The sequence below is a fragment of the Bradyrhizobium sp. CER78 genome (genome assembly GCF_029846235.1).
GTDB lineage: Bacteria > Pseudomonadota > Alphaproteobacteria > Rhizobiales > Xanthobacteraceae > Bradyrhizobium.
This window is the reverse complement of record NZ_JARVWP010000008.1, coordinates 332343-352179: the sequence shown is the minus strand read 5'-3', so window position 1 is coordinate 352179 and position 19837 is coordinate 332343. Positions and strand designations below refer to the sequence as shown.

General features: G+C 64.9%; 21 protein-coding genes. 13 read left to right on the top strand and 8 right to left on the bottom strand.

What is annotated here, in order from left to right; all coding sequences use genetic code 11:
- Positions 1-46 precede the first annotated feature (46 nt).
- Complete coding sequence (cycA, locus tag QDT69_RS20130) at positions 47-442, bottom strand: cytochrome c-550 CycA (protein WP_279708196.1); 396 nt, start codon at positions 440-442, stop codon at positions 47-49.
- Positions 443-689: 247 nt separating this feature from the next.
- Here cycA and QDT69_RS20125 point away from each other — a divergent pair, with 247 nt between their 5' ends.
- Both QDT69_RS20125 and QDT69_RS20120 read left to right on the top strand, forming a co-directional pair.
- Complete coding sequence (locus QDT69_RS20125) at positions 690-2183, top strand: FAD-linked oxidase C-terminal domain-containing protein (RefSeq protein ID WP_279708195.1); 1494 nt, start codon at positions 690-692, stop codon at positions 2181-2183.
- A gap of 185 nt (positions 2184-2368) precedes the next feature.
- On the top strand, positions 2369-3538 hold the full coding sequence (locus QDT69_RS20120) for an acyltransferase (RefSeq protein WP_279708194.1): 1170 nt from the start codon (positions 2369-2371) through the stop codon (positions 3536-3538).
- A 47-nt stretch (positions 3539-3585) separates the two neighbouring features.
- Here QDT69_RS20120 and QDT69_RS20115 read toward each other — a convergent pair whose 3' ends face one another.
- Positions 3586-4071, bottom strand: a complete 486-nt coding sequence (locus tag QDT69_RS20115) for an antibiotic biosynthesis monooxygenase (protein WP_279708193.1) — start codon at positions 4069-4071, stop codon at positions 3586-3588.
- Between the two features lie 186 nt (positions 4072-4257).
- Here QDT69_RS20115 and QDT69_RS20110 point away from each other — a divergent pair, with 186 nt between their 5' ends.
- The 5 genes from QDT69_RS20110 (at position 4258) to QDT69_RS20090 (ending at position 9518) form a co-directional block, all read left to right on the top strand.
- Positions 4258-4947: a helix-turn-helix transcriptional regulator gene (locus tag QDT69_RS20110; protein WP_279708192.1), complete on the top strand. Its 690-nt coding sequence runs from the start codon at positions 4258-4260 to the stop codon at positions 4945-4947.
- A 32-nt stretch (positions 4948-4979) separates the two neighbouring features.
- Complete coding sequence (locus tag QDT69_RS20105) at positions 4980-6218, top strand: FAD-binding protein (RefSeq protein ID WP_279708191.1); 1239 nt, start codon at positions 4980-4982, stop codon at positions 6216-6218.
- On the top strand, positions 6215-7531 hold the full coding sequence (gene glcF / locus QDT69_RS20100; protein WP_279708190.1) for a glycolate oxidase subunit GlcF: 1317 nt from the start codon (positions 6215-6217) through the stop codon (positions 7529-7531). Before QDT69_RS20105 ends, glcF begins: the two co-directional genes overlap by 4 nt.
- Before the next feature lie 243 nt (positions 7532-7774).
- A complete protein-coding gene (locus tag QDT69_RS20095) occupies positions 7775-8146 on the top strand; it encodes a histone (RefSeq protein WP_279708189.1) in 372 nt (123 codons plus the stop codon).
- A 382-nt stretch (positions 8147-8528) separates the two neighbouring features.
- A complete protein-coding gene (locus QDT69_RS20090; protein WP_279708188.1) occupies positions 8529-9518 on the top strand; it encodes a TorF family putative porin in 990 nt (329 codons plus the stop codon).
- A gap of 247 nt (positions 9519-9765) precedes the next feature.
- Here the strand turns inward: QDT69_RS20090 and QDT69_RS20085 are convergent, their stop codons facing one another.
- Complete coding sequence (locus QDT69_RS20085) at positions 9766-11508, bottom strand: ABC transporter ATP-binding protein/permease (protein WP_279708187.1); 1743 nt, start codon at positions 11506-11508, stop codon at positions 9766-9768.
- Between the two features lie 309 nt (positions 11509-11817).
- Here QDT69_RS20085 and QDT69_RS20080 point away from each other — a divergent pair, with 309 nt between their 5' ends.
- On the top strand, positions 11818-13488 hold the full coding sequence (locus QDT69_RS20080; RefSeq protein WP_279708186.1) for an L-lactate permease: 1671 nt from the start codon (positions 11818-11820) through the stop codon (positions 13486-13488).
- 147 nt (positions 13489-13635) lie between these two features.
- Positions 13636-14052, top strand: coding sequence for an META domain-containing protein (locus tag QDT69_RS20075; RefSeq protein ID WP_279708185.1), 417 nt, complete (start codon positions 13636-13638; stop codon positions 14050-14052).
- A gap of 28 nt (positions 14053-14080) precedes the next feature.
- Here QDT69_RS20075 and QDT69_RS20070 read toward each other — a convergent pair whose 3' ends face one another.
- Complete coding sequence (locus QDT69_RS20070; RefSeq protein ID WP_279708184.1) at positions 14081-14758, bottom strand: hypothetical protein; 678 nt, start codon at positions 14756-14758, stop codon at positions 14081-14083.
- A gap of 178 nt (positions 14759-14936) precedes the next feature.
- Here QDT69_RS20070 and QDT69_RS20065 point away from each other — a divergent pair, with 178 nt between their 5' ends.
- Positions 14937-15665, top strand: a complete 729-nt coding sequence (locus QDT69_RS20065) for an Ada metal-binding domain-containing protein (RefSeq protein WP_347952050.1) — start codon at positions 14937-14939, stop codon at positions 15663-15665.
- Positions 15605-16084, top strand: coding sequence for a PaaI family thioesterase (locus QDT69_RS20060; RefSeq protein WP_279708183.1), 480 nt, complete (start codon positions 15605-15607; stop codon positions 16082-16084). The genes QDT69_RS20065 and QDT69_RS20060 overlap by 61 nt, the downstream gene beginning before the upstream one ends.
- Before the next feature lie 84 nt (positions 16085-16168).
- Here the strand turns inward: QDT69_RS20060 and QDT69_RS20055 are convergent, their stop codons facing one another.
- Positions 16169-16633, bottom strand: a complete 465-nt coding sequence (locus tag QDT69_RS20055) for an ester cyclase (RefSeq protein WP_279708182.1) — start codon at positions 16631-16633, stop codon at positions 16169-16171.
- Positions 16634-16881: 248 nt separating this feature from the next.
- Here QDT69_RS20055 and QDT69_RS20050 point away from each other — a divergent pair, with 248 nt between their 5' ends.
- Positions 16882-17142: a hypothetical protein gene (locus QDT69_RS20050; protein WP_279708181.1), complete on the top strand. Its 261-nt coding sequence runs from the start codon at positions 16882-16884 to the stop codon at positions 17140-17142.
- On the opposite strand, the gene QDT69_RS20045 is transcribed toward QDT69_RS20050, so the two are convergent.
- Complete coding sequence (locus tag QDT69_RS20045) at positions 17099-18298, bottom strand: hypothetical protein (protein ID WP_279708180.1); 1200 nt, start codon at positions 18296-18298, stop codon at positions 17099-17101. The two genes, QDT69_RS20050 and QDT69_RS20045, sit on opposite strands and share 44 nt — an antisense overlap.
- Before the next feature lie 151 nt (positions 18299-18449).
- Positions 18450-18926, bottom strand: coding sequence for a MarR family winged helix-turn-helix transcriptional regulator (locus QDT69_RS20040; protein ID WP_279708179.1), 477 nt, complete (start codon positions 18924-18926; stop codon positions 18450-18452).
- Positions 18927-19023: 97 nt separating this feature from the next.
- Here QDT69_RS20040 and QDT69_RS20035 point away from each other — a divergent pair, with 97 nt between their 5' ends.
- Entirely contained in the window at positions 19024-19392 is a 369-nt protein-coding gene (locus QDT69_RS20035; RefSeq protein ID WP_279708178.1) for an antibiotic biosynthesis monooxygenase, read from the top strand.
- Positions 19393-19508: 116 nt separating this feature from the next.
- Here the strand turns inward: QDT69_RS20035 and QDT69_RS20030 are convergent, their stop codons facing one another.
- Positions 19509-19799, bottom strand: coding sequence for a hypothetical protein (locus tag QDT69_RS20030; RefSeq protein WP_279708177.1), 291 nt, complete (start codon positions 19797-19799; stop codon positions 19509-19511).
- Between the last annotated feature and the right edge of the window lie 38 nt (positions 19800-19837).

The window sequence follows — 19837 nt, the reverse complement described above, 5'->3', positions numbered from 1 at the left end:
TCCGCCCTGGCTGGTGCACAGGGCGGACGCCGTCCGATACCGCCGATTACTGCTTCTGCTTGCCGTCCTTGTCGAAGGACGAGATGTAGGCCCAAACGTTCTGGGCTTCGGTCTCGTTCTTGATGCCGGCGAACGCCATCTTGGTGCCGGGGATCTTGGCCTTCGGATCCTTGATGTATTCGAGGAACTGCTCCTTGTTCCAGGTGATGCCGGAATTCTTGTTGGCATCGGAATAGTTGTAGTCCGGCGCGGTGCCGGAGCGGCGGCCGTCGAGGCCGTTGAGCTCGGGGCCGACCTTGTTCTTGGCGCCTTCGCCGATCGCGTGGCAGGCGAGGCATTTGTTGAACGAGGTCTTGCCGGCGGCGGCATCCTGCGCCAGCGCGGAGGACGCTGTGGCCAGCGATGTGACGACCGCCAGCGCGCTCAAGGTCTTTAGGTTCATGGGGTTCTCTTCGTTTCGTCCCGGTGGGTAGTGATCGTTTGTGGCATGTCCGGCTTGGACAGGACAAGCCACGAAACTTTGACAGGTTTCATGACCGCCCGCTTGTCCGAGAGAGAACTCGTCATTGCGGGGCAGGGCAATCCGACCTTCGGCCGGTGACTGGAACAAGGCGACTGAAACAGGTGCAGACCTGATTGATTTGTCGTAACAAATCGGCAAAGGGCAAACGCCCGCCGAGGGAACAGCAATGTCCATCATGATGCCGGCGGCCGACCAGGCCGTGCTTGCTCGCCGCGCCGAAATCGTGGCCGCCTTGCGCGCCATCGTCCCGGGCGAGGGCGTGATCGACAGCGCCGCCGAGATGCTGGCCTATGAATCCGACGGCCTGACCGCCTATCGGCAGCCGCCGATGGTCGTGGTGCTGCCCGATACCACCGAGCAGGTCGCAAAGGTCCTCAAATATTGCCAGGGCCAGGGCATCAAGGTGGTGCCGCGCGGCTCCGGCACCTCGCTGTCCGGCGGCGCGTTGCCGCTCGCCGACGGCGTGCTGCTGGGCCTCGGCAAGTTCAAGCGGATTCGCGAGATTGACTTCGACAACCGCGTCGTCGTCACCGAGCCCGGCGTCACCAACCTTGCGATCAGCCAGGCGGTCGCCCATGCCGGCTTCTACTATGCGCCCGATCCGTCGTCGCAGATCGCCTGCTCGATCGGCGGCAATGTCGCGGAGAATTCCGGCGGCGTGCATTGCCTGAAATACGGCATGACCACCAACAACGTGCTGGGCTGCGAGATCGTGCTGATGTCGGGCGAGATCCTGCGCATTGGCGGCAAGTCGGCCGAGAATGCCGGCTACGATCTGATGGGCATCATCACCGGCTCGGAGGGCCTGCTCGGCGTCATCACCGAGATCACGGTGCGCATCCTGCAGAAGCCGGAGACGGCGCGCGCGCTGATGGTCGGCTTCGCCGAAGTCGAGGCGGCCGGCGAATGCGTGGCGCGGATCATCGGCGCCGGCATCATCCCGGGCGGCATGGAGATGATGGACAAGCCCGCGATCCACGCTGCGGAGGCCTTCGTTCATGCCGGCTACCCGCTCGATGTCGAGGCGCTTTTGATCATCGAGCTCGATGGTCCCCAGATCGAGGTCGATGAGCTGATCGCGCGGGTCGAGAGCATCGCCAAGGGCTGCGGCTCGGTGACGCTGCAGATCTCCAATTCGGAGGCCGAGCGCAATTTGTTCTGGGCCGGCCGCAAGGCCGCATTCCCCGCGGTCGGGCGCATCTCGCCCGACTATCTCTGCATGGACGGCACCATCCCGCGCGGCGCGCTGCCGAAGGCGCTGGCACGGATCCGCGAACTCTCGGAGAAATACGGCCTCGGCGTCGCCAATGTGTTCCACGCCGGCGACGGCAATCTGCATCCCTTGATCCTCTACGATGCCAACAAGCCGGGCGAGATCGAGAAAGCCGAGGCGTTCGGCGCCGACATCCTGCGCTGCTGCGTCGAGCTCGGCGGCGTGCTCACCGGCGAGCATGGCGTCGGCATCGAGAAGCGCGACCTGATGCCGGAGATGTTCACCGAGATCGACCTCAACCAGCAGCAGCGGCTCAAATGCGCCTTCGATGCCGAGGGGCTGCTCAACCCCGGCAAGGTGTTTCCGACGCTGCATCGTTGCGCCGAGCTCGGCCGCGTCCATGTCCACGCCGGCAAGCTGGCCTTTCCGGATATCCCGCGATTCTAGGGCCTCGTCGCCCGGCAACGGTCGTCGATCGATACAATTCTTCGGGTTGTCTTAGCCCTCCGATAACCTTAACCGCTGCTTGCCGCGATCGCCGTGGCCGGCGGTCAGGCTGCCGTCGCGCGTCGCCGCAATTGCAGACGGCACCATTTACACGGCCTTCAGCTGTTCCCGGGTAATTTCCCGAGATGCATGTCTTCGCCAACACATCGATGCCGAGCCTTGCCGATCAGCTGGCGCTTTCGCGCAATCGGCCCGCAGGTTTCGACTACATGCGGATCGCGCTGGCATCGACGATCATCTGCCTGCACGGCGCGAACGTGACGCTCGGGCTCGGCCGGGCGCTGGAGATCCAGAGCACGCTTCGCATCGGCATCGCGATGATCCTGGCGCTGTTCTTCTCCCTGAGCGGCTTTCTGGTGACGGCGAGCCTGCAGCGCTGCAAGAGCCTGATTTCCTTCCTCGGCCTGCGCGTGCTTCGGATCGGGCCCGCGCTCGCGGTCGAGACGACGCTGTCGGCCATCATCATCGGTTCGGTCTTCACCGAACTGCCGTTGGCGCAGTATGTCGCCGACCCGAAATTCCACGCCTATTTTCTCAACATCGTCGGCGACATCCATTACGAGCTGCCGGGCGTCTTCCTGCACAATCCGCTGCCGGACGTGGTGAATGCCCAGCTCTGGACGGTGCCGTACGAATTGTGGTGCTACGTCGTCCTGGCGCTGCTCGCGGTGACCACGATCTGCTTCAACAGGGTGGCCTACCTTGTGTTCCTGGTGGTCGTTCAGGTCGCGCTGGTGAGCTACGACATCTACCGCTGGGACGAGGTGCCGATCCAGCTGCGCCCGCATCTTCTGGTGTTCTGCTTCCTTGCCGGCGTCGGCTTCTACCTCTGGCGCGACAAGGTGCCGTTCAACCGTACCGTCTGCCTGCTGGCGCTGGTGGCCTGCGCCGCCGGCATGGCGACCGGACGCGGCGACGCGCTGGCGCCGGTGCCGGCCGCCTACGTCGCATGCTATCTCGGCCTGATGAATCCGCGGCGGAGCTGGATCGTATCGTCAGGCGATTACTCCTACGGGCTCTACCTCTATGGCTTCGTGATCCAGCAATGCGTTGCCTCGTTCGGCCCGCCGGTCCAGCACTGGTATCTGAACATCCTGATCAGCCTGCCGCTCGCCTTCGGCGTCGCCGTCGCGTCCTGGCATCTCGTCGAGAAACAGGCGCTGCGGCTCCGCGGCCAGGTCGAGACGTTCGAGGCCGCGGTGCTGTCGCGGATTGCGATCGTCGGCTTTTGGCGCAAGCCGCCCGAGCGGGTCGAGCTGCACGCAAGGCTTGGCAACAGCAGCGCATCGATCTGACCTGCGCCGCCGCGGGAAGGATTTGCATCCCCCCGCGGCGAAGTTGCTCACAGCAGCGCGTATTGCGTCCGCTCGCGCTTGGCCAGCAGCGGCAGCGCCTGCTCCGCGATGTAGGTCTTGAAGTAGGCGCTCTCCGCATGCGCCTTGAACGCCGCCTCGTCCTGGAACAATTCGTAGAACAGGAACTGCGCCGGATTGTCCTTGCCGCGGCCGATCAGGAACAGCTTGGTGCCGGGGTCCTTCTGCGCCTCGGGCAGGAAGCTGTCGAGGATTGCCGCGACCTTGTCGGCCTGGCCTTCCCTGGCTTCCCACTGCGCGACGACCAGAAGGCCTGATGTGTTGATCGCATCGCTGATGGTTCTCGTGCTCATCGCATAGTGCTTCATTGGTAGTCCTCCGTTGTTCTGCTCCGATCGAGCCTGCGATCCGGCCCAGGGCGAGACGCCGGCGATCGTCATGATCGCTGCGAACGAGCCGATGGCCGATCGTCGGGTGAGCATCATCGTCGTGGTGGGAAGTTCCGAACGCTTCATGATCGCCTCCAGATGATTTGCGCCAACCGTCGTGCCGGCCGAACCGCAAGGCGAGAGATAGTGGATCGCTCGTTGAACTCGGTTAGGTGGCGATCGAAGTGTCGATGTCGTGAACATTTCGATCATGATCGAAGCGTTGTGGAGGTGCGGCGTGCGACAAATGGATGACTTGGACAGGAGCTGGCCATGCAGACCATCGCACCCGAGCTTGCGGAACTCGCCGCCCTGATCGCCGATCCCGGCCGCGCCGGCATCCTGTCGCGCCTGATGGACGGACGCGCGCAGACTGCGAGCGAGCTGGCGCGGGTCGCAGGCGTCACGCCGCAGACCGCGAGCTGGCATCTGGCGCGGCTGGTCGAGCGTGCGCTGCTCAAGGTCGAGCGGCGCGGTCCGTGCCGCCTCTACCGGCTGGCCACCCCGCTGATTGCGCAGATGCTCGAGGGGATGATGACGGTCGCGGCGATTGATCCGCATCCGTCCCGGCCGCCGCCGTGGATCGATGCGGAGATGCGCCGCGCCCGGACCTGCTACGACCACCTTGCCGGCGAGCTCGGCGTCGCGGTCACCGACGCGATGCGGGAACACGGCCACCTCCGCCTCGACCAGGAAGCCGGCGAGCTGACCACGTCGGGCCGCGCATTTCTCCGTGATCTCGGCATCGACCTGCGATCGCCGACACGAAGCCGGCGGCAGTTGTGCCGGCCCTGTCTCGATTGGAGCGAGCGGCGTCCGCATCTGGCCGGGCGGGCAGGGGCTGCGGTTGCCGACCTCGCGATGCAGCGCGACTGGATACGGCGCCGGCCGCAGGGCCGTTCCGTCGAGATCACCGAGGCCGGGCTCGTCGCATTCAGGGACCTGTTCGGCGCGCGCATTTGATTTCGGAGCCGAATTTCGATACCGCCTAGCGGGTGGAAACGCTCAAAGTCAGAGACATCAAGGATGTCGAAGAGGTGGTGCGCGCGGCTGTTGCCAGCGAGCAGCCGCTCGAGGTCATCGGTCATGGATCGAAGCGCGCCATCGGCTATCCGATGCCGACCAACGCGGTGCTCGACGTCTCGGTGCTGAACGCGGTCAGCGCCTATGAGCCGAACGAGCTGATCATCACCGTCGAGGCCGGCGCGCCGCTCGCCGACGTACAATCCCTGATCGATGCCAAGAACCAGCAATTCGCCTTTGAGCCGATGGACACGTCCGTGCTGCTCGGCGCCGCGGGCGCAGGCACGATCGGCGGCATGATCGGTGCCGGCCTTGCCGGTCCGCGTCGCATCAAGGCCGGCGGCATCAGGGATCATCTGCTCGGGGCGCATGCGGTGTCCGGGTTCGGCGACGGTTTCAAGACCGGTGGACGGGTGGTGAAGAACGTCACCGGCTACGACCTCTGCAAGCTGCTCACCGGGTCCTGGGGCACGCTCGCGGTCATGACCGAGGTGACGCTGAAGGTCATGCCGAAGCCGGAAGCCGAACGCACGCTGGTGCTGCGCGGTCTCGACGACGTCACGGCCAACAAGGCGATGACGGCCGCACTGGGGTCGCCCTTCGACGTCTCGGGCGCGGCGCACCTGCCCGGCTCAGTGCTGCGGTCCGGGACCGGGGCGCTCGCCGGCCTCGCGGCCTCCGGCCAGCCGGTCACGCTGGTGCGGCTCGAGGGCATCTCGGCCTCGGCGGCACATCGGGCCGCCTCGCTGAGCCAGACACTGTCATCCTATGGAACGGTCGACAGCCTTGCTGACGATGCCTCGGTTGCGATCTGGAGCGCGCTGCGCGACGTGGCGCCGTTCGCGGCAAACGGTACGCTTGGGGCCTGGCCGGTGTGGCGCATCGTTTGCCCGCCGGCCTCGGGCGGCGCGCTGGGCCAGGCGCTGGCGCGCTCGACCGGCGGCGACGTGATCTATGACTGGGGCGGCGGGCTGATCTGGGCCGCGGTGCCGCCGAGTGCCGATGCGCAGGCCACCCTGGTCCGCGGCCAGGTCGAGGCGATCGGCGGACACGCCACCCTGCTCCGTGCAACCGAGGACGTGCGCCGTGCGGTCGATGTGTTCCAGCCGCAACCGGCCGGGCTTGCCGCGCTCGGCGAACGAGTGCGGGCGAGCTTTGATCCACGGTCGGTGCTCAACCGCGGCCGGATGAATCGAAGCGGGGCTGCATGAAGACCGAGTTTACACTGGCGCAACTTGCCGATCCCGACATCCAGGAAGCCGACAAGATCCTGCGCGCCTGCGTGCATTGCGGCTTCTGCACCGCGACCTGCCCGACCTATGTGCTGCTCGGCGACGAGCTCGATAGCCCGCGCGGCCGCATCTATTTGATCAAGGAGATGCTGGAGAAGGACAAGCCGCCGACGGCGGAGGTGGTCAAGCATATCGACCGTTGCCTGTCGTGCCTCGCCTGCATGACCACCTGTCCGTCGGGCGTGAATTACATGCACCTCGTCGACCAGGCCCGGGTCAGGATCGAGCGGGATTATCAGCGGCCGCTGACGGAGCGGATGCTGCGGTCGGTGCTCGCCCTGGTGCTGCCGCGACCGGGCCTGTTCCGGATCAGCATGATCCTAGCCGGGCTCGCCCGTCCGTTCGCCGCGCTGCTGCCGACGCCGTCGGTCGGTGCGTCGAGCCCCGGCCTGCTGCGGCGGATCAAGGCGATGCTGGCGCTGGCACCGCGCGGCCTGCCGCAGCCGGGACCGGCAGCGGGAACCGTGTTTGCGGCGACCGGCCGGCGGCGCGGCAGGGTCGCGCTGCTGCAGGGCTGCGCCCAGCAGGTGCTGGCGCCGCGGATCAATCAGGCCGCCATCAACGTGCTGACCCGGCACGGCGTCGAAGTGGTGCTGGTCAGGGACGAGCAATGCTGCGGGGCGTTGACCCATCACATGGGACAGGACGGCGATGCGCTGGCGCGCGCACGGGCCAACATCACGGTGTGGCAAAGGGAAGCGGACCAGAACGGGCTCGACGCCATTCTGGTGACGACCTCGGGCTGTGGGACAGTTGTCAAAGACTACGGCTACCTGCTGCGCGAGGACAAAACATTCGCCGAGCCGGCGCAGCGAATCTCGGCGCTGGCGAAGGATATCACCGAGTATCTCAGCACTCTCGAGCTCGCGCCTTCAACGCAGAAGGGCGACGTCACCGTCGCCTATCACTCGGCTTGTTCGTTGCAGCATGGACAGAAAATCACTCAACTTCCGAAAGAATTGCTTTCCAAGAATGGATTCGTGGTGAAAGATGTGCCCGAGAGCCATTTGTGTTGCGGTTCGGCGGGGACCTACAACATTCTCCAGCCCGACATTGCGAGCAGATTGCGCGATCGCAAGGTCGCCAATATTGCGCTTGTCAAACCGGACATGATCGCCGCGGGCAATATTGGGTGCATGGTTCAGATTGCCGGCGGTACGTCAGTTCCTGTGGTGCACACGATTGAGCTTCTCGATTGGGCGACAGGAGGTCCCCGGCCAGGATTGAATTGATCGACTGCCACTCGAGCATGATCCGGACCTCAGCCTTGTCCCGACGCAACGTCTCTGACGCAATGTGTCTGGAGCAATGTGAAGGACCGGCGCTTCCTCAGCCACAGACGCGAAGCGATCGCGCGGCCATCATGCCCGACAAGCGAAGTGGAGGGTGCCTCTCCCCGAGGTGCAGCCAACGTCCGGCAAGCGATCACTTCAATACGCCCGGCGGACTCACATAGCGGCAACAGGAGGACCACGATGGCGAAGTCGAAGAAGGTGAAGAAAAGCAAGAAGGCCAAAAAGGCCAAGAAGGCGGTAGCGGCTAAGAAGAAGTCAGCGAAGAAGTCGGCCAAGAAGGCCGCGAAGAAGTCTGCAAAGAAATCGGCGAAGAAGTCAGCCAAGAAGGCTGCGAAGAAAGCCGCGAAGAAGGCTGCTCCGAAGAAGGCCGCACCCAAGAAGGCTGCGAAGAAAGCTGCCAAGAAGAGCGCTCCGAAGAAGGCCGCCGCGCCGAAGCCGGCTGCCCCGGTCGCAGCACCGCCGGCGCCCGAACCTGCGCCGCAGCCGGCCCAGAGTTGGGCCACGCCGAGCCAAGAGCCGAGCTGGGGCACCTCCGACGGCGAGCACCACTAACCGAACCTGCATTGGTTCACCTGATCGAAGCCGCAGCGGACGCCGCTGCGGCTTTTTCCGTATCGGCGGTCCGTAGTTTTGCGGATCGGGCGATTCGCATCGATGCCGCCCGCAGCGTGTCGAAACGTTGCTCGGTTCCGGCTGAGGGGGTCATTCAACCGGAACGGGAGGCCTCAGTATTGTGGTGTAAATGCAACACTCGCCAACCAACTGTGGCGCGACTGCCAGAACGCCTAAAAAGTCGGCAGATGCATGTCTTTTTGCCTTCTCCAAAATGGGGGCGCGTTTCAAATTGAGCACACGCGATTGTGTTGCAGTCCGTTATCGCGCGCCCTGGGGGCCACCGGAGCTGGGCTGTCTGGAAAAGTAGATGGGGATCGTCATGAAGAAACTGGCTTTGTTAGCAACGGCGCTAGCAATGATTTCGAGCTCGGCAATGGCAGCTGACATGGCGGTGAAGGCCGTCAAGGCGCCGCCGCCGGCTCCCTTCGATCCTTGGGATATCGCCTTCGGCGCCGGCATCATGAATGACTACATCTTCCGCGGCGTCACCCAGTCGAACCACAATCCGTCGGTCACCGCCTATTTCGAGCCGCGCTACAACGTCAACAAGGACCTGCAGCTCTACATCGGCACCTCGACCGAAAGCATCTCCTTCGCCAACCGCGCTGCGGCTGAAGTCGACGTCTACGGCGGTATCCGCCCGACCTTCGGCGCCTTCGCCTTCGACATCGGCGTCTGGGGTTACCTGTATCCGGGTGGAACCTGCTACTTCGGCGCGCCGTTCGACACCGCCGGCAAGCCGCTCAGCGCGGAGTGCGCCACCAACTTCCTGCCGAACGGCAACGTCATGAAGAAGGACGTCTCGTTCTTCGAAGTCTACGGCAAGGCGACCTGGACCATCAACGACAACTGGGCGTTCACGATCAACGAATACTACTCGCCGAACTTCCTCAACACCGGCGCCTGGGGCAACTACTCCTCGATCATCGGCAAGTACACCGCGCCCAGCACCCTGTTCGGCACCAGCGGCGTCGGCATGTACGTGTCGGGTGAGTTCGGCCGGCAGTGGCTCGGCACCTCCGACAGCTTCTACGGCGTCCCGGCGTTCCCGAACGGCATCAAGTATGCCGACTACAACACCTGGAACATCGGCATCGGCTTCACCTACAAGGTGTTCACGCTCGATCTGCGCTACTCCGACACCGACATGTCGAAGGGTAACTGCAGCGCCTTCACCAGCGACTACACCGCGGGCGGCACCACCAACGTCACCCCGATCAATCCGGGCGGCACCGGCTCCAACTGGTGCGGCGCGGCTGGTATCGCCAAGCTCTCGGTCGACCTGACCGCGATGTCCAACCTGAAGTAATCTCCTCTTCCGGGGATCGAGGGGCGGCAGAGCAATCTGCCGCCTCTTTTGTTTTGGCGGCTTGGTTTTCGGCGGCCGGTGCCGCAGCTTCGATCTCACCTCTCCCCGCCGGGGAGAGGTCGGCGCGAAGTGCCGGGTGAGGGTTCTTGCCCTTTCGATAGACCGTGACCCCTCACCCGATTTGCTGCGTAAATCGACCTCTCCCAAGGGAGAGGTGACCCGCACCCTTGGCCCTGACTCCGCTAGCCTACGACGCCGGAGCCTCGACCCTATCGCGCAAGGTGAAGCGCTCGCCGTCACGGACCAGCGCGACGTTGCGCTGGTGGAATGCATCGAGCGTCGAGCGATGGCCGATCGACACCACCGTGGTGTCGGGCAGCCTCTCGGCGATCAGCCGGTAGAGCGCGGCTTCCGAGGGCTCGTCGAGCGAGGCGGTCGCCTCGTCCAGGAACAGGAATTGCGGTGCATGCAGCAGTGCGCGGGCGATGCCGAGCCGCTGTTGCTCGCCGAGCGACAGCATCCGGTTCCAGTGCGCCTCTTCGGCGAGCCGTGCCGCGAGCTGCGGCAGTCCGACGGCGCTGACGACCTCGCGCACCCGCCCCGCGTCGAATTGCGTGGCCTCGCTCGGATAGACCACGGCGTCGTGCAGCGACCCGATCGGCAGATAGGGACGTTGCGGCAGCATCATCAACGTGGCACCGGGGGGGACATTGATCGCGCCCTTGCCGAACGGCCAGATGCCGGCGATGGCGCGGAACAACGTCGACTTGCCGGCGCCCGAGGGGCCGGTGACCAGGGTGCGTGCGTTGCCGGTAAGGCTGAAACCGTCAGCCGCGAGCAACGGCTTGCCGTCGGGCAGGGTGATCACGAGATCGTCGAGCTCGACGCCGCGGCCGCCGGCGGGTTTGACGTGGATGATGTCCTGCCGCTGCGCGAGCGCATCGCCGCCGCGGATCGAGCTCTCGAAGCCATCAAGTCGTGCGACCACCGATTGCCATTCGGCCAGCGTCCGGTAGGCCGTGATGAAGAAGGACAGTGACTCCTGCACGCTGCTGAAGGCGGAGGCGGTCTGCATCATGCCGCCGAGCTGGATCTTGTTGGCGAAATAGGCCGGCGCGATCAGCACGTAGGGGAAGATCACGGCGGCTTGCGAATAGGTCGCGGTGAAGGCGGTCAGCTTCTTGGTTCGCTGCATGATGTCGAGCCAGTTCCCGACCACGAACCCGAAACGATTGAGCAACCGCGTGCGCTCGGCCGGCTCACCCTCAAGCAGGGCGATCTGCTCGGCGTTCTCGCGCGTGCGCACCAGGTTGAAGCGGAAATCGGCTTCGAACCGCTGCTGCCGGAAGTTCAGGTCGACCAATGGCCGGCCGATCAAATGGGTCAAGGTTGTTCCGAGGATCGCGTAGATCAGCGCGCCCCAGACCAGATAGCCGGGAAGCGCGATGTCGTTGCCGAACAGATGCAGCGGCGCCTGATTGGACAGGCCCCACAGGATGACCACGAAGGACGCAAGCGTCACCACGGAGCTCAACAATCCGATTCCGAGCGTCAGGGTCTGTTCGACGAAGCGCTGGGTGTCGTCGGCGATACGCTGGTCCGGGTTGTCGGCGGCATCGCCGAGCAGCTGCATGCGGTAGTGGTTGGCATCGTGCAGCCAGCCGCCGAGATAACGGGTGGTCATCCAGCGCCGCCAGCGGATCTGCAGCCATTGATTGAGATAGAGCTGGTAGACTTTCAGCGCGATCCAGAACGCCGCGAGCACGCAGAAATAGCCGATCTGATAGGTGAAGACCGCCTGATCGCGCTCCTGCAGCGCGTTGTAGAAAACATTGTTCCAGCGGTTGAACAGCACCGTGAGAAAGACGCTGGCAAGCTCGATGATGATCACCGCGGCCAACAGTCCCCGGCCTGCCCATTTGTCATCGGAGTTGAAATAGGGCGAGGCGATGCGCCACACCGTCGCGAGCGTCGAGCGAATGTTTTTCACAGATTATCGTCTCCAGGGAAGGGGCCGCAAAGGCCTGAAGAATCGGGACAATCAGGGCGATCCTCGACTAAAGTCGTAGGTCTGGCATGCAAGCGTTGGCTTGTCCCGGCGATCGAGTCAACCCTAGCATGACGACAACGGCGAGGGGCGGGGGACCTTCGATTTTTCGCGAGGATGTGAGCGATCCTTACCGATCGTTCATTCGCGAGCCGGGGCTACGACTTTTCCGACGGACTCCCGCAATCGCATCAGCGCGTCTGGCCACACCGATGCCGGCGCGCTGCATAAAAATGTGGGAAGGATCCCGAGATGAACACCTGGAATCAAATCTATAATCCGCTGGGCAATGCGGGGCTGTCGACCGTCGCCGCCGCGGTTCCCGTGGTCACGCTGCTGGTCCTGATCGCCAGCGGCAAGGTGAAGGCGCATATCGCCGCCATCATCGCCGTGATCGTGACCAACCTGATCACGATCTTCGTCTTCACGATGCCGGCCGGCATGTCGATCCGCGCCACGCTGCTCGGCGTCATCACCGGGTTCTTCCCGATCGGCTGGATCGTGCTCAACGTCATCTTCCTCTACCAGGTCACGGTGAGGTGCGGGAAGTTCGAGCTGCTCAAGCGCGCGGTCGGCGGTGTCACCGAGGATCGCCGCCTGCAGCTGCTGCTGATCGCGTTCTCGTTCGGCGCCTTCTTCGAGGGCGCCTCGGGCTTCGGCACGCCGGTCGCGATCACCGGCGCGGTGCTGATCGGGCTCGGCTTCTCGCCGCTCGCGGCCTCCGGCCTGTCGCTGATCGCCAACACCGCCCCGGTTGCCTTCGGTGCACTGGGCACGCCGATCCAGGGCCTTGCCTCGGTCACAGGGCTGGATCCCTACATCCTCGGCGCCATGGTCGGGCGCCAGCTGCCGCTGTTCTCGCTGATCGTGCCGTTCTGGGTGGTGTGGGCGTTCGCGGGCTGGCGCGGCATGAAGGAAGTGTGGCCCGCGATCCTGGTCACCGGCGTGTCGTTTGCGGTCCCGCAATACGTGATCTCGAACCACATCAATCCCTGGATCGTCGACATCGGCGCCTCGCTGATCTCGATGGGCGCGCTGATCCTGTTCCTGAAGGTCTGGCAGCCGCAGCAGCTCTGGCTGTCGCCGAAACTGCGCGGCCGCGATGAATCGGCGGCGACGATGGCTTCCGCCCCGCCGCTCGACAAGACGCCGCTGACCCAAAGCGAATTGTGGAGCGCGCTGCTGCCGTGGATCATCGTCTGCATCCTGATGCTGATCTGGGGCAATGGCGCCTTCAAGACCTGGGCCAACGCCAACTTCACCTGGAACTATGCGGTCCCCGAGCTCGACAAGCTGATCTTCAAGGTGCCGCCGGTGGCCGCCAAGCCGACGGCGGAAGGCGCGGTGTTCAGCTTCACCTACCTGTCGTTCACCGGCACCGGCATGCTGATCGCCGCGATCATCTCGGGTCTGTTGATGGGCTTCTCGCCGCTCAAGCTGATCGCCGAGTATGGCCGCACCATCCGCCTCTGCGCGATCTCGCTGATCACGATCTCGGCGATGCTGGCGATCGGCACGCTGACCCGGCTCTCCGGCGTCGACGCCACGCTCGGTCTCGCCTTTGCGGCGACCGGCGTGCTGTATCCCTTCTTCGGCACCTTGCTCGGCTGGCTGGGCGTGGCGCTGACCGGATCGGATACCGCCTCCAACGTGCTGTTCGGCAATCTGCAGAAGATCACCTCCGAGCAGCTCGGCCTGCCGCCGATCCTGATGGCGGCGGCGAACTCCTCGGGCGGCGTGATGGGCAAGATGATCGACGCGCAATCGATCGTGGTCGCCTCGACCGCCACCAACTGGTACGGCCACGAGGGTTCGATCCTGCGCTACGTGTTCCTGCACTCGATCGTGCTGGCGTGTCTGGTCGGCCTGTTCGTGACCCTGCAGGCCTATGTGTATCCGTTCACGGAGCTGGTCTTGAAATAACGCGGCGAGGCGTCGCCCGAACGAAGATCCCCGTGGGTGAGAGCCCGCGGGGATTTTGCATTTTCAAGCACTTTTTCTCGCGCGGCCAAGCTGGCCAATCGCGGCCTCGTCCCATAGAAGGACGGCGTCGCAATTGCTGGGAATGGCATGGTCTCGATGAAGCGGATTCTGAACGGCGGCATGGCCGCATTGGTGCTGGCTGCTGCGGCTTTCGTCGCGATTCCGGCCAAGGCTCAGGAAGGATTCCCGTTCGGCGACGTGATGACGCTCGACGCCGCGCGCATGCCGGGCTCCAAGCGGATCCCCTCGATCGAGATCGGTGACAATGGCGAGGTGATCCTCGAGCTCTGGTGCGATGGCGGCAAGGGCCAGTTCTCGGTTGCCGGCAACACCATCGTGTTCGTTCCTGGCGCGATGGAGAACCGCAGCTGCTCGCCGGAGCGGGCGCAGGCCGACAAGGATCTGCTGGCGGCGCTCGGCGACATGACGAGCTGGCGGCGGCACAATGAAGAGGTGATCTTCTCAGGAAGCAAGTCGCTGCGCTTCCTGATCAACGGCAACTAAGCGCGGTCGATCGCGTCGGCGTGGGCATTCAGGGCGTCGCGACCAATCCGCTCGCGGTGGCGACGATCCAGCGGTTGCCCCAGCGCACGATGGAATCGACCCGGCCAAGGCCGGGGACAACGTCGCCGCGCGCGGCTATCTTGACGCCCTCCGGGCCCTCGAGCACGGCGGTGCCGTCGCGGACCTCGACCACCGACCATCCGGGAATCGTGCTCGGCCGCGTCTCCGGTCCCGCTGCCAGCTGCGGCTTCGATCCGAGCATGGCGGCTTGCGCGCCGAGCGTCGTCGGCGCGGCCCCCAGCACTTGGGGGCGAGGGCCGGCGGGAGTGGTCTTCGGAATGCTGCCGGTGACCGATGGCTCGGCATTCGACGTGGTCCGCCGCGGGCTCTCGCTTCTGCGGCTCGGCGGTGCCTCCGCAACGTGCGGGGCGGGCGCTTCCTTCTGGGCCACCGGGACGGGGGCGGGGCTTGCGAAGTCGTGCCAGTTGGCGCCGCCGGTCCATCCAAGGACGAAGCTTGCGGCGAGAGCGGTGGCGGCCAGCAGCGCGGTGCCGATGCGGTCGGCGAACGGCTCCCGCAGCAGCAGGGCGGCGTCGTGGTTCTCGTTTGAGACGTCCCAGAGGTCCGCCGTCTGCGCCGGCGAATGACCCTCCGTCACATCTGTCGGCCAGATGCTCTCAGGGTTGATCGGCTCGCGGTCTTGCATGGCGTGACCTGTGTTCGGTGACGCAAAGGATGATCCTCGAAACTAAATCGAGCCTTAATTTTCGGTGACCGAACTGCGGCAGCACGAAGTCTTTTGGTCGCAGGCCCCCGTAAATTGACAGGGCACGCATGAGTACGGGCGCTATGAAGTCTTGTGCAGCCTTGGTTCGGCGCCCCGCATGCGGCGGTCGTTTCCGGACGTCGTCTCCGCAAAGCGGGTCGTCGCGGTGCGCGGCCGCGGCTATAGCGGACGCATGCTCGATTTCGCCGCACAATACGCAGCCTTTCAACGCCGCGACCCGGCCTGGGACGGCATCGTGTTCGTGGCGGTCAAGACCACCGGCGTCTATTGCCGCCCGGTATGCCCCGCGCGCACGCCGCTCGCCCGCAATGTGCGGTTCTATGGCAGTGCCGCCTCCGCCGAGCGCGCCGGCTTCCGGCCTTGCCTGCGCTGCCGTCCCGAGGCGGCGCCATTCTGTCCGGCGTGGAAGGGCACCAGGACCACCGTCGAGCGCGCGCTGGCGCTGATCGAGGACGGCGCGCTCGACCACGGCAACGTCGCCGCGCTGGCCGATCGGCTCGGCATCGGCGCGCGGCATCTGTCGCGCCTGTTCGCTTCGCATCTCGATGCCTCGCCGCTGCAGGTCGCGCTGTCACGGCGCGTGCAGCGCGCCAAGTGCCTGATCGACGGCGGCGATCTTCCGCTCGCGCAGGTGGCGCAGCGCGCCGGCTTCTCCAGCGCAAGGCGCATGAACGCCGCCTTCGCAAAACTCTACGGCCGCTCGCCCGCCTCGCTGCGACGGAAACGGCCGCCAGGCGTCACGATGCAACCCAACGGAGACCAGCAATGGCCAAGAGCTACGGCAAGAGCTACGGCACCGTCAGTGCCGAACAGAAACTCGGGATGAGCGGCCTCGACTTCGTCCAGGGGCTCGCCTCTGGCGACTTGCCGCTCAACACCATCGCGCGGACGCTCGACTATGACGTCACTGAGGCCGAGCACGGCCGCGTCGTCGTCACGCTGCTGCCGACCGACGCGCATCTCAACCCGGCCGGCACCGTGCATGGCGGGCTCACCGCCACGCTGCTCGACAGCTGCATGGGCCTTGCGGTGCAGTCGACGCTCGACGCCGGCACCAGCCAGACCACGCTCGAGTTCAAGATCTCGCTGCTGCGTCCGATCACGCCGGACACCGGGCCGATCCGGGCCGAGGGCCATGTGCTCAATTGCGGCCGCCGCGTCGGCACCGCCGAAGGCAGGGTCACCGACGCGAAGGGACGGCTGCTTGCGCATGGCACGACGACGTGCCTGATCTTCCCGGCCTAGCGCGGACCGCCGCGGAGGGACTGCGCCGACATCGCATCGAGGGACGCGATGCCGGTTCAGCCAGAGCGAGCTGCGCGGACTGGGTCAGCCCGAGTAGCCAGCGTGTTCGGGCAAGCGAATGAGCCCGAGCTGAAGCATGGCGGTGATCGCGTCTTCCTGTCCGAGCTCTTCGGCGATCCGTCCGTCCTGCACGCGCAGCACGGTCGTGCCGGCGAACGTCATCTTGCGGCCGGAGGCTGCGGGCAGCGAGCCGAGCCGGAAGTCGTTGAATGCGGGTCCGGTGTGGGTGCCGCCGCCTTCCCAACGGCCGACGACGAGGTCGCCTTCCGCGACGAGATCGCCGACGCCCCAGAAATTCAGATCCGGAAACGCCTCGCGAAACTCGGTCATGAATTTCGTCACCGCGGCGCGGCCCTTCTTCGGTTCGTGCATCGGGTAGTGCACGACAATGTCGGCCGTGGCGAGCTCGTTGATGACGCGCGGATTCCAGGGATTGCCCCAGAACTCCTTGAACCACCGGCCCACGACGTTCTTGTTTTCCTCTGACATCTCTTCGTCTCCATTTGCGCGTTGCCGGTATCGCGGCCGGCGTTGTGTCGATGCGCGCAGTGAACATTCGCAGGCGCCTATCGAGCCACCCGATTTCAGATCGGGCGCGCGACCGCGTTCGAGACGAGATTCCGCTTGGTCGATATGGCGCTTAGCGCCGCTTCTCGACCATCGTCGCGGAATCGGAAAGCGGGTGGTTCGCACGATACGCGCGCGAGACCATCTTCGCGATCACACGGGAGATCATCGTGCGCAACTTCGATGCGATCGCCGTGCTGAGCGGCGACGGGCTTCGTCCCGAATTGCGGGCGCTGCTCGATCGCGCCGCGATCGAGCCTCGTTCCGAATTGTTCGTCAGGAGCGACGGAATGCTTCAGTCCGGTCCGGACGCCACCCCGAAGCCGGCGCGCGACAACGTCGTGCCGCTGAAGACGAGGGCGGCCTCACCGAAGGAGAGTGCCGGCGTTACCTCCACACCGACTTGTCGGCGTCCCAGCGCTGGCCCTTGAACTCCTTGAGCAGTGCGTCGATCGCGCCGTTGTCGTCCTTGGCCTCGCTGCCTTCCTCGTCGCTGCTGGAATCGTCCGACAGATTCAGCTTGGCGCCGGCGCTGTCGTCCGATGTCGAGACGGTGGGGCTCGAGACCCACAGCATCAGCTTGTCGGAGCTGCCGGGCTTGTCGGGCGAGACGAGGGCGGTGACCTCGTAGTTCTGGGTGAGGCCGAGCGCAGGGTAGATGGAGCTTGGCCGCTTCAGCACCAGCTTGAGCTTGCCGGTGTTCGCATTCCATGTCGCGGAGGCCGGCTTTGCGGCAAGTGTCTTCGCCAGCACGCCCGCGATCGCGGTTGCGAGCTTGTCCTTGTTGACCTTGTCGCCGTCGCGCCAGTCGGCGGCCGCGAAGCGGATGGTGCGGTCCATCTCGACCACGCCGCTGGTCCAGCCGGCCGCCGTGACGCCGGGCGCTGCTTTCACCTTCGCGAGCAGCGCGCTGGCGTGCTCGGGATCGACGGTGAGATTGATGGTCTGCTCGCCGGAGCGCATCGCATCGCAGGTCACCGAAAGGCTGGAGGTGCCGATCTCGACAGCCTCGCCCTTCAGGCTCTTGAGGAAGTCCGCCGCCGCATCGAGCTTCACGCGCACGCCGATCGATTCCGGCGAGACGTCGGTGAAGTCCTTCGGCTGCGGCGTGATGCCGTCCTCGGTGGCCTGGTTGTCCTGGAATTCCTTCTCGCTGAGATCGGAATTATCCGTCGAGGCGACCTCGGTCACGGTCTGGCCGATCGTGATCTGGCCGCGGAACTCAAAACTGTCGCCGGTCTGCTTGCGGTTCAGCTTGATGGTGACCGGCTGCTTGTCGGCGACGCTCTGGGTGCTGCCGGACAGGGTCTGGCCGTTGACGGTGAGGGTGGCGACGAAGCGGTCCTTGCGGTCGGAGCTCTTGTCGGCGGGATAGCAGACGTCGAGCACCGCCGCGGTCACGGTCTTGCCCTGGCGGGTTTCCTTCAGCACGACGTCGGCGTTGCCGTCCATCAGGCCGTCGATCGCGGTGAAATAGCGCGTCTCGGGGCCGCCACCGGCCGCCGGCTTCGTTTGCAGCTTCATCTGGGCGAGGGCAGGCGCCGAGGCGACGGCAAGACCGAGCAGCAGGAGCGGGAGCGCGCGCATACGATGAGTCCTCGAAGGGCAGAATCGGTTCCGTCGTAACTAGCAAACCTCCGTGTCATTGCGCAAAAAAGAAGGCCGCGTGACGGCGGCTGTCGCGTTTGGACCGAACTGACCTTTGGCACTGTCATGACGAATGCAGATGTGCCGTGCATCATCCGCGTTCGGCAGGTTCCTCGCCGTTCTCCAGCCGGCCGCGCAGCGTCGTGACGACGTGGGCCATGGTTTCGATATCCTTCAGCGAAAGTCCGTCCGCGAGATTGTTCACCCAGGGCAGTTGCAGGCGCATGGCGGCATCGAAGGCCTGGCGTCCCTTGTCGGTCAGCACGACGAGCTGGGCGCGGCGGTGATGCGGATTGGTCTCGAATGTGACGAGCCCGTCCCGTTCGAGGTCGTTGACGATGCGCTGCACGTTCTGCCTGGCAGCGCCGAGGTCGCGCGCCAGCCACGCGACCGGTTGCGGGCGTTCGGCGGTGACGATGGCGCCGAGGATCTGCCAGCGGGCACTGGTCAGCCCGAGCCCCGCCACCAGCCGGTCGCCTGACGTGAACAGCAGGCTGTTGAGCCTGAACAGGTCGAGAATCAGGCCGCTCAGGGCTTCACCCGCCGGCGTTCGCTTGGTTTGGGGCATTTGTCATCATAGGTGTATATTGACATCGTGATGTCAATATTGATGTGTATCCATCTGATCGAAATGACATCATAGCACCATATCAACGGAGCAAGCCATGCCGCATATGCGCCCCCTGGACCCCGCATTCCCAATCGACCGCCAGCTCGCGGTCGAGGCCACCAACGTCGTGCTCGTCAACCTCTTCACGCTCGATGCGGCTGACGAGGACACCTTCCTCAGGGCTTGGCAGGACGATGCCGCCATCATGAAGCGGCAGCCCGGCTTGATCTCGACCCAGCTGCACCGCGCGCTCGGCGACAGCCCGGCCTATCTGAATTACGCGGTGTGGGAATCCACCGCCGCCTTCCGCGCCGCCTTCATGAACCCGGAGTTCAGGGCCAAGCTCTCGGCCTATCCGGCCTCGGCGGTGGCATCGCCGCATCTGTTCCAGAAGGTCGCGGTGGCCGACATCTGCGTCGCATAGCGTGCCGTCGAATTAGCCGGTAGGGCGGATTAGCCGAAGGCGCAATCCGCCGATCACGCGCGAGATCTCGGCGGATTACGCTTCGCTAATCCGCCCTACGATCAGGCCAAAATCGCTCAATTGTGGATCGCCATGAGAACAGCGAGCGTGGCGACACCGGTCAGAAAGGCGATGTCGAGAAATCGCAGGGGCGCCTTTGGACGATGACCGATCGAACCGAAGATGACGTAATAGAGGCCATAGCCTGCGCCGAGAACGGCGAACGTCAGCGTCTGCTTGAACCAGAACGTCAAGACGACGGCAAAGTCATCGACTCGGTCCTGGGCATAGGCGCCCAATGCGAGCACCGCGCCGATCGCATAGAACAGTGCGAGCGTTGTCGTCAATGATTTGGCGTCGCGGGACATCGGATCGTCCTTACATCTCGATCGTGATCAAATCGCAA